Here is a 7,970-nt window from a genome sequence, read left to right as displayed (position 1 = left end):
TATTTTTCATGGTATTTTTATTGTTGTTGCGGATCGGCGCACCCCGAGATCTACAGAGGGTAGATCGTCGGCAGCTTGAGATGTTTAGAAGAGACAGCCCATGTCCCCTGTCTCCCTCCGCCTGGTTTCCGCCCTCGCGCTTGCGATCGGTCTTTGCGCCTCGGGGGGCGCCTCGGGGGGCGCCTCTGGAGCCTCGGCCCAGACGGCGGCCCGTCCGCCGGTCGAACAGAGCCAGAGCCAGAGCCAGGGCCGGGCGAAGAATGTGATCCTGTTTCTGGCGGACGCCGGGGGCGTGGCCTCGGTCCATGCGGCCAGCGTGATGGCCTATGGCGAGCCGCTGAGGCTCCATATCCAGCAGTGGCCGAACCTGGGGCTGAGCGAGACATCGCCGGTCGACGCCTTCGTGTCGGACTCGGCCAACGGCATGAGCGCCATCGTGACCGGGGTGAAGACCCACAATGGGGTGATCAGCCAGGGGCCGGACGGCGAACGCGGCCGGCGCGACGGGACCCCGACCCAGACGGTGCTGGAATACGCCGAGCAACACGGCCTGCTGACCGGGGTGGTGACCGACCGTCCGATCACCGACGCGACCCCGGCCGCGACCTACGCCCATTCGAACGACCGCGGCAAATGGGGCGAGATCTTCCCCCAGGCCTTTTCGCCGCGCTTCGGCGACGGGGTGGATGTGCTGATCGGATCGGGCCGGACGGAGATCGCCGAACAGATGGCGGCGAACGGCGTCAGCTACGACAGCCTGGCCCGGGCGCACGACCGGCCGATCTATGCGACGCTGGAGGCGGCGCCGGCGGCGAACCGGCGGCCCGTGGTCGTGGCCGAAGAGATCGACGTGCGGGCGGCGACCCTGAGGGCGCTGGACCTGCTGCAGGCCGGGGACAAGGGCTATCTGCTGGTGGTGGAATGGGACGCCCATACCGACGATCCGCGCGAAGGCCTGCAGAACATCGCCGACCTGGACCGGCTGATCGCCGAGGTGCAGTCGCGCGTCGATCTGGACGACACCCTGATGATCTTCACCGCCGACCATTCCTTCGGCCTGCAGGTCGACGGCGGGCGTCGCGGCCAGCCCCTGCTGGAAGGCTATGAGGCCTGGAAGGCGCGGGACGGCGACGAGCGCGTGGTGCGGCTGGAGAATGTCATGGTCAACCGCACCCATACGGCCGAGGAGGTCCCGGCCCTGGCCATCGGCGTCGGCGCCGAACGGGTGCGGGGCTATTTCCCCAACACCCATCTGTTCGAGGTGATGATGAAGGCCTTCGGCTGGACGCCCTCGTCCGGCGACTGAGACTTCAAGACAAGAGAGGAAGTGGCGCACCCGACAGGATTCGAACCTGTGACCCCTGCCTTCGGAGGGCAGTACTCTATCCAGCTGAGCTACGGGTGCGCATGCGGCGTGACGCCGAAAGGGCCGCTTACAGCAAGCTGCGGGCGGCCTCAATCCCGAATAAGCGGATGACGGTCGGATGACTGTCTTCCAACCGCCGTCGCCGGGCGTCCCCGGCCTCAAGCAGCACGAAGCGCGGTAGGCCCAAAAGACTCCCGGCCTCAAGCAGCGCGAAGCGCGATAGGCCCCCTAAGCCCGGCCTCAAGCAGCGCGAAGCGCGGTAGGCCCAAAAGAAAGGGCGCGCGCGCCCTATTGCGCGGTCATGCCCCCGTCGATCTTGAACTCGGACCCCGTGACGAACTTGGACTCGTCGGAGGCGAGATAGAGGACGCAGTAGGCCACGTCGTCGGGTTCGCCGATCCGTTTCAGGGGAATGCCGCGGGTCAGGCGTTCGTGGGCCTTGGCCTCGTCGCCGCCGGCCAGGGCGATGAAGGGGTCGAGGATCGGGGTCTTGATGAAGACCGGATGGACCGAGTTGCAGCGCACGTTCCAGTCGGCCTTGGCCGCCTCGAGCGCCAGGGTCTTGGTGTACATCCAGACGGCGGCCTTGGTGGCGTTGTAGGCGCCCATGCCGGGGGCGGCGACCAGGCCCGCGATGGACGAGATATTGACGATCGAGGCCGGGGCGGCGGCGCGCAGGTGCGGCATGGCGTGTTTGGCGCCCAGCATGATCGAACGCAGATTGATCTCGTACTGACGCTGCCAGTTGTCGACCGTGTCCTGTTCGACGAAGGCCAGAGGGCCGCCGACGCCGGCGTTGTTGACCAGGACCGACAGGCCGCCCAGATCGGCGACGGCGGCGGCGATGACCCGTTCCCAGTCGGCTTCGCTGGCCACGTCGTGGGCGTAGGCGAAGGCGGCGCCGGGGATTTCGGCGTTGATCCGCTCGGCCAGGGCGGCGACGCGGCCGCCGTCGATGTCGGTCAGGGCCAGGCGGGCGCCCTCGCGGGCCATCATGGCGGCCATGGCCTCGCCCAGGCCGCCGGCGGCGCCGGTGATCAGGACGGTCTTGCCGGCGACGCGGCCGGGGCGGGCGGAGGAAGCGGCGCTCACGAGATCGCTCCCATGTCGGCGGCGGCGCGGTCGATGAACCGGGCCAGGGTCACGTCCCTGTCGGTCACGCCGTCGGCGTCGTGGGTGGTCAGCAACACCTCGACCCGGTCATAGACGTTCGACCATTCCGGATGGTGATCCATCTTGTCGGCCATCAGGGCGACGCGGGTCATGAAGCCGAAGGCGGCGTTGAAATCAGCGAACTTGAGACTGCGCGAAATGGCCGCCCGGTCGCCGTCATGGGGGCGCCAGGCCGGCAGGGTCTTCAGGGTTTCCGCAACGTCAAGGCGAGTGTCGGTCATGGGCTTTCCTCTTTTCTTCCGGCGTAAGGCGCCCGACGGATCGCGGCAAGCGTGCGCAAGCGTCTCCGACGGTCGCGGAACGCATGAGCAAGCTCTGGCGTTATCGGACGTCGCGAAAGCGTCGCCGTTTCTGGCGCGGAGGAAGTGGATATGGACAATCTGTGGCTCGCCGCTCTGGACGCGGCCGACCGGAAGCGGATCGAACCTCATCTGAGCGAGCACCAGATCGCGCGCGGCCAGATGCTGTACGACGCCGGCGAGGCGGTCGATCAGGTCTGGTTCCCGCTGAAGGGCGTGGTGTCGCTGATGACCGTCCTGCCGGACGACAAGATGGTGGAGACCGCCGCCATCGGGCGCGAGGGCCTGGTGGGGGTGACCTGCGGCCCGTTCAACGCCCGCGCCGCCAGCCGCGCCGTCTCCCAGCGCGACGGCGTGGCCGTCTGCTGTTCGGCCGAGGTGTTCGGCGAGGCGCTGGATGAGAGCGAAGGCCTGCGCCAGGCCCTGTCGCGTTTCACCGAAGGCCTGATGGCCCAGGTGCAGCAGGCCGCCGCCTGCAACGCCCAGCACCGGCTGGACGAGCGGTTGGCGCGCTGGCTGCTGACCCTGCACGACCGGGCCGAGGACGATCGGATCGACCTGACCCAGGCCGATATCGCCGGCATGCTGGGCGTGCGCCGCGCCACGGTCTCCGAGGTCGGGACCGTGCTGGAAGGCAAGGACCTGATCCAGCGGGGCCGGGGCTGGGTCCGGGTGCTGGACCGCGACGGGCTGGAGGAAGCGTCGTGCGGCTGTTACGGCCTGATGCGCGAGGTGATGAAGGATCTCGAACTGCCCCAGCCCCAAGCCGGGTCGGAAGCGATGCGATCAGGCTCTAGTGACGCGTGACGGGCGGCCCGCGACGCGCTAGACCGCGCGCATGACCGACGCCTCCTCCCACGGCCCGCATTCGTCGGGCGACCGTTCCTCTTTCGGCTTCCGCGACGTCGATGCGCGCGAGAAGGTCAAGATGGTGCGCGGGGTCTTCGATTCCGTCGCTTCCAGCTATGACGTCATGAACGACCTGATGAGCGTGGGCGTCCACCGCCTCTGGAAGGACGCGGCGGCGGCCAAGCTGAACCCTCGGCCCGGCGAGACCATCCTGGACGTGGCCGGCGGCACCGGCGACATGGCCCGGCGCTATTCCAAGATGGCGCGCGCGGCCCAGGAGCGGCGCGGCGGCGAGGACGCCTCGGTGATCGTGCTGGACTACAACGCCGAAATGATCCTGGCCGGGGTGCACAAGGGCGGCGAGCCGGAGATGAGCTGGTCGGTCGGCGACGCCATGGCCCTGCCGCTGCCGGACGCCTCGGTCGACGCCTATTCGATCAGTTTCGGCATCCGCAACGTGGCCCATATCGACAAGGCCCTGGCCGAGGCGCGGCGCGTGCTGAAGCCGGGCGGCCGGTTCCTGTGCCTGGAGTTCTCGCGCCCGACGACCGGGCCGATCCGCGCGGCCTATGACGCCTGGTCCTTCCACGCCATTCCGCGCATCGGCGGCTGGGTGGCCAAGGATCGCGACAGCTATCAGTATCTGGTCGAGAGCATCCGCCGCTTCCCGGACCAGGCGGCCTTCAAGGCCCTGATCGAGGACGCCGGCTTCAAGCGCGTGTCGGTGACCAATCTGTCGGGCGGGATCGCCGCCATCCACCACGGGTGGGCGATCTGACCCGGGTCTATCGCACGGCCCCGCCGCCGCCCGCCGCCGTGGCGGTGCAGAATCCTGTGGCGGCCTTTCTGCGCCTGCTGGGCTGGCTGTGGGTTCTGGCGCGTCATGACGCCCTGATCCCGCGCGAGGCCAATCCCCTGCTGCCCGTCTGGGCCCGACCCTTCGCCCGCGCGGTGCAGATGCTGTCCGGCCGCGACGGACGTCAGGGCCGGCCGGGCCAGAGGCTGGGCAAGGCGTTTGAGCATCTGGGGCCGGTGGCGATCAAGCTGGGCCAGGTCCTGGCCACCCGCGCCGACATCTTCGGCCTGCAGTTCGCACGCGACCTGGGCCGGTTGAAGGACGCCCTGCCGCCCTTCCCGCTGGAAGAGGCGCGGCGCGAGATCGAGAAATCGCTGGGTCGGCCGGTCGAGAGCCTGTTCACCGACCTGAGCCCGCCGGTCGCCGCCGCCTCCCTGGCCCAGGCGCACCGGGCGACCCTGGCGGATGGGCGTGCGGTGGCGGTCAAGGTGCTGCGGCCGGGGGTCGAGCGCCGCGTCGCCGACGGCCTGGACGCCATGCGGCTGGGCGCCGCCCTGGTGTACCGGCTGGTTCCCCTGTCGCGCCGGCTCGAGCCCCAGGCCTTCGTCGAGACCATCGCCAATTCCATGGATCTGGAGCTGGACATGCGGCTGGAGGCGGCCGCCGCCAGCGAGATGGCCGATGTCATGGCCAAGGACGGCTATATGTCCGCCCCCGCCGTGGTGTGGGACGGGGTGGGCAAGCGGGTGCTGACGCTGGAATGGGCGCAAGGGCTGCCCATGACCGATCCGGCCCTGACCGACCTGCCGGGCCTGGATGTCGATCTGCTGGCCGACAATGTGGTGCGGGCCTTCCTGGTTCAGGCCCTGGATCACGGGGTGTTCCACGCCGATCTGCACGAGGGCAATCTGTTCGCCAGCGCCCCGGCCCATCTGACCGCCATCGACTTCGGCATCGTGGGGCGGCTTGGGCCGGCCGAGCGGCGCTATCTGGCCGAGATCCTGTGGGGCTTCATCAGCCGCGACTACGACCGGATCGCCCGGGTCCATTTCGAGGCCGGCTATGTCCCGCCGCATCACTCCGTCGAGACCTTCGCCCAGGCCCTGCGCGCCGCGGGCGAGCCGGTGATCGGACGCGCCGCCAGCCAGGTGTCGATGGGCCGGCTGCTGGGTCAGTTGTTCGAGATCACCGCCCTGTTCGACATGCGGCTGAGGCCCGAACTGATCCTGCTGCAAAAGACCATGGTCTCGGTCGAGGGGGTGGCGCGTCGGCTTCAGCCGGACCACGACCTGTGGAAGGCCGCCCAGCCGGTGGTCGAACGCTGGATCCGCCGCGAACTGGGGCCCCAGGCCCAGGCGCGCGACGCCCTGAACGAGATGATCGCGGCGGCGCGCGCCATCTCGCGCCTGGTGCAGGAGCCGCCGCGTCCCGCGGCGGTGGTCATCGAAAAGTCGGGAACTCCCGCTTGGGTCACGGCTTCAGTCACGGTCGCGGTCATCGCGGCCCTGACGGCCTTGGGCCTTTCGCTCTGGCCCTATCTGTCCTGACCGGAGCCTTCGCATGAAGACGACCCTGATCGCCGTAGCCCTGCTTCTGGCCCCGGCCTCCGCAATCGCCCAATCCGGCGGCGCCGCAGCCGGCTCCGTGCCGAACAGTTTCGACCGGCCGGCCCAGGCGCAATCTCAACCGGCCCAGCCGGCGCCGACCGCTCCCGCCGTTGCGGCGACCGCACCCGACATCGCCCGGTCTGAAGAGGCGCTGCGCGCCGTGATCGCGGCGGCCCAGGGTCCGGGCTTCGACTATTCGGTCTTCACCGACAGCCTGGCGGCCCAGATCCGCCAGCAGGCGGATCAGGTCGCGCCGCTGGTCAAGGGCTTCGGCGCGGTCAAGACCGTCGCCTTCGAACGGCCGGAAGGCGAGGCCCATCTGTTCAAGGTGACCTTCGACAACCAGGTCACCGAATGGGTGATCGGCTTCGACGCCGACGACAAGATCGCCGCCCTGCTGTTCCGTCCGGTCGAGAGCTGAGTCCTAGTCCAGCGTCGGCCGGCCGCGTCCCGACTTGATTGAGGCGCGGCTGGTCTTGGCCTTCAGCCGGCGCTCCTTCGAGGCCTTGGTCGGGCGGGTGGGGACGCGGAAGACGGGCCTGATCGAGGCCTCGTCCACCAGGGCCTGAAGCCGTTCCATCGCGTCGGCGCGGTTGCGCTCCTGGGTGCGGTGGCGCACGGCGGTGATCAGGATCACTCCCTCCAGCGTCAGCCGGCTGCCGGCCAGTTTCATCAGCCGCGCCTTGACCGGCTCGGTCAGGCTGGGGGAGTTCTTCACGTCGAACCGCATCTGGACGGCGGTCGAGACCTTGTTGACGTTCTGGCCGCCCGGTCCGCCGGCGCGATAGAAGTGGAACTCCAGCTCGTCCTCGGGAATCGTCGTCATGGCTGGCTCGGGGGCGCGACCCGGCGCGCCTTGACCACGGCCTGGTCCAGGGCCTGGAGGAAGCGCGAGCGGTCGGCGGCCGAAAACGGCGGCGGACCCGAGGTGGCCACCCCCATCGACCGCAGATGCTCGCCCACCATCCGCCCGGCCAGGGCCGAGCCGATCGAGTCCAGGGTGAAGGCCTGGCCGTTCGACTTCAGCGCCTGGGCGCCGGCCTTCAGACAGCGGTCGGCCAGGGGAATGTCGGCGGTGATCACCACATCGCCCAGGCCCGCCCGCTCGGCGATCCAGTCGTCGGCCACGTCCGGCCCGGCGTCCACCACCACCTGTTCGATCAGGGCCTCGCGCGGGACCTGCATCCAGCCGTTGGAGACCACATAGGTCTTCAGCCCATAGCGTCGTGCGACGCGATAGACCTCCTCCTTCACCGGGCAGGCGTCGGCGTCGATGTAGAGGGCGGTCGGCATGGGCCTGACCTAGCGCGGACGGGGGCGGGTCGTCGACTCCCTGCGCCAAACCCGTCAGTTTGAGCTGGGGGTCGCCTCGCCGCCAATCGATTTTGGCGGGGGCGTCTCATCGTCCTCGTCAGCTAAACGGAAAGCAATCCTGATCCGAAACGTCTGACCCACGGCCACGCCGTTGCTCTGCCCTATTCGCCCGCGGCGGACCATGGCTATGGCGGCGTCTTCGAGGCCTTGGCCGGGGTGGCTGACTTCCAGCACCCGACAATCGCTGACCGTCTCGTTCGGCCCGGCGACACATTGCACCATCACATAGGCCTGTTTCGGAAATTCATCCGTCGCAACCGCCTGCACCGCTGCGGCCATCATGATTGCAGTGAGCACCAAATTCTCCTCGGATCGGGCCGGATATCCATCGACAAGGCCACCAGCCCTTACGATGGATCTCTATCGGTCTCTAGACTATCGGCCCAAGTTCCACTTCCGCCACGTTCCAGTCAAAGACGGCGCCGGTCTTGCGGACGCACCCCCTCCGTCACGGCGCGGAACACGCGCCGCGCTGCGTCCCCCAGAGGGGGGGAGACGGGTGTGGG

At 68.9% G+C, this 7,970-nt stretch carries 10 protein-coding genes and 1 tRNA gene; 5 read left to right on the top strand and 6 right to left on the bottom strand.

The features are described from left to right. Window positions 1–100: 100 nt before the first annotated feature. Window positions 101–1,306 carry an alkaline phosphatase gene (locus tag ER13_RS14585; protein ID WP_052005140.1) on the top strand — a complete coding sequence of 402 codons (1,206 nt, stop codon included), beginning with the start codon at window positions 101–103 and terminating at the stop codon, window positions 1,304–1,306. Window positions 1,307–1,328: 22 nt separating this feature from the next. On the opposite strand, the gene ER13_RS14580 is transcribed toward ER13_RS14585, so the two are convergent. From ER13_RS14580 to ER13_RS14570, 3 genes are all read right to left on the bottom strand, one after another. Further along, window positions 1,329–1,405, bottom strand: a tRNA-Arg gene (locus tag ER13_RS14580). Window positions 1,406–1,654: 249 nt separating this feature from the next. After that, window positions 1,655–2,458, bottom strand: coding sequence for an SDR family oxidoreductase (locus tag ER13_RS14575; RefSeq protein WP_008261680.1), 804 nt, complete (start codon window positions 2,456–2,458; stop codon window positions 1,655–1,657). Continuing rightward, a complete protein-coding gene (locus ER13_RS14570) occupies window positions 2,455–2,760 on the bottom strand; it encodes a 4a-hydroxytetrahydrobiopterin dehydratase (RefSeq protein WP_035310370.1) in 306 nt (101 codons plus the stop codon). Before ER13_RS14570 ends, ER13_RS14575 begins: the two co-directional genes overlap by 4 nt. A 150-nt stretch (window positions 2,761–2,910) precedes the next feature. Between ER13_RS14570 and ER13_RS14565 the strand changes: the two genes are divergently transcribed. Genes ER13_RS14565 through ER13_RS14550 form a run of 4 tightly spaced genes read left to right on the top strand, consistent with a single transcriptional unit; the run spans window position 2,911 to window position 6,511 of the window. Next, on the top strand, window positions 2,911–3,645 hold the full coding sequence (locus tag ER13_RS14565; protein ID WP_035310368.1) for a Crp/Fnr family transcriptional regulator: 735 nt from the start codon (window positions 2,911–2,913) through the stop codon (window positions 3,643–3,645). 31 nt (window positions 3,646–3,676) lie between these two features. Then, window positions 3,677–4,465: a class I SAM-dependent methyltransferase gene (locus tag ER13_RS14560; protein ID WP_008259087.1), complete on the top strand. Its 789-nt coding sequence runs from the start codon at window positions 3,677–3,679 to the stop codon at window positions 4,463–4,465. After that, a complete protein-coding gene (gene ubiB, locus ER13_RS14555; protein ID WP_035310365.1) occupies window positions 4,453–6,030 on the top strand; it encodes a 2-polyprenylphenol 6-hydroxylase in 1,578 nt (525 codons plus the stop codon). The genes ER13_RS14560 and ubiB overlap by 13 nt, the downstream gene beginning before the upstream one ends. Before the next feature lie 13 nt (window positions 6,031–6,043). Further along, complete coding sequence (locus ER13_RS14550) at window positions 6,044–6,511, top strand: hypothetical protein (RefSeq protein WP_008261199.1); 468 nt, start codon at window positions 6,044–6,046, stop codon at window positions 6,509–6,511. 3 nt (window positions 6,512–6,514) lie between these two features. Here ER13_RS14550 and arfB read toward each other — a convergent pair whose 3' ends face one another. Genes arfB through ER13_RS14535 form a run of 3 tightly spaced genes read right to left on the bottom strand, consistent with a single transcriptional unit; the run spans window position 6,515 to window position 7,761 of the window. Then, window positions 6,515–6,916 (bottom strand): alternative ribosome rescue aminoacyl-tRNA hydrolase ArfB, encoded by a 402-nt coding sequence (gene arfB, locus ER13_RS14545; protein ID WP_008262497.1) that lies wholly within the window; start codon window positions 6,914–6,916, stop codon window positions 6,515–6,517. Beyond that, the gene (locus ER13_RS14540) at window positions 6,913–7,383 is read right to left on the bottom strand and encodes a YaiI/YqxD family protein (protein ID WP_008262614.1); all 471 of its coding nucleotides are present in this window, start codon (window positions 7,381–7,383) and stop codon (window positions 6,913–6,915) included. The genes arfB and ER13_RS14540 overlap by 4 nt, the downstream gene beginning before the upstream one ends. Before the next feature lie 54 nt (window positions 7,384–7,437). Beyond that, the gene (locus tag ER13_RS14535; protein WP_231492563.1) at window positions 7,438–7,761 is read right to left on the bottom strand and encodes an energy transducer TonB; all 324 of its coding nucleotides are present in this window, start codon (window positions 7,759–7,761) and stop codon (window positions 7,438–7,440) included. Between the last annotated feature and the right edge of the window lie 209 nt (window positions 7,762–7,970).

Source organism: Brevundimonas sp. EAKA, from assembly GCF_000698025.1.
GTDB classification, from domain to species: domain Bacteria; phylum Pseudomonadota; class Alphaproteobacteria; order Caulobacterales; family Caulobacteraceae; genus Brevundimonas; species Brevundimonas mediterranea_A.
Note: the sequence above shows the minus strand (reverse complement) of the source record. Positions and strands in the feature narration are given on the sequence as shown.

What these genes read in the sequence shown, in the direction of transcription:
- ER13_RS14585 (WP_052005140.1), top strand. Translation starts at nt 101, where the DNA reads ATGTCCCCTGTCTCCCTCCGCCTGGTTTCCGCCCTCGCGCTTGCGATC.
- ER13_RS14570 (WP_035310370.1), bottom strand. Translation starts at nt 2,760, where the DNA reads ATGACCGACACTCGCCTTGACGTTGCGGAAACCCTGAAGACCCTGCCG.
- ER13_RS14565 (WP_035310368.1), top strand. Translation starts at nt 2,911, where the DNA reads ATGGACAATCTGTGGCTCGCCGCTCTGGACGCGGCCGACCGGAAGCGG.
- ER13_RS14560 (WP_008259087.1), top strand. Translation starts at nt 3,677, where the DNA reads ATGACCGACGCCTCCTCCCACGGCCCGCATTCGTCGGGCGACCGTTCC.
- ER13_RS14550 (WP_008261199.1), top strand. Translation starts at nt 6,044, where the DNA reads ATGAAGACGACCCTGATCGCCGTAGCCCTGCTTCTGGCCCCGGCCTCC.
- arfB (WP_008262497.1), bottom strand. Translation starts at nt 6,916, where the DNA reads ATGACGACGATTCCCGAGGACGAGCTGGAGTTCCACTTCTATCGCGCC.
- ER13_RS14540 (WP_008262614.1), bottom strand. Translation starts at nt 7,383, where the DNA reads ATGCCGACCGCCCTCTACATCGACGCCGACGCCTGCCCGGTGAAGGAG.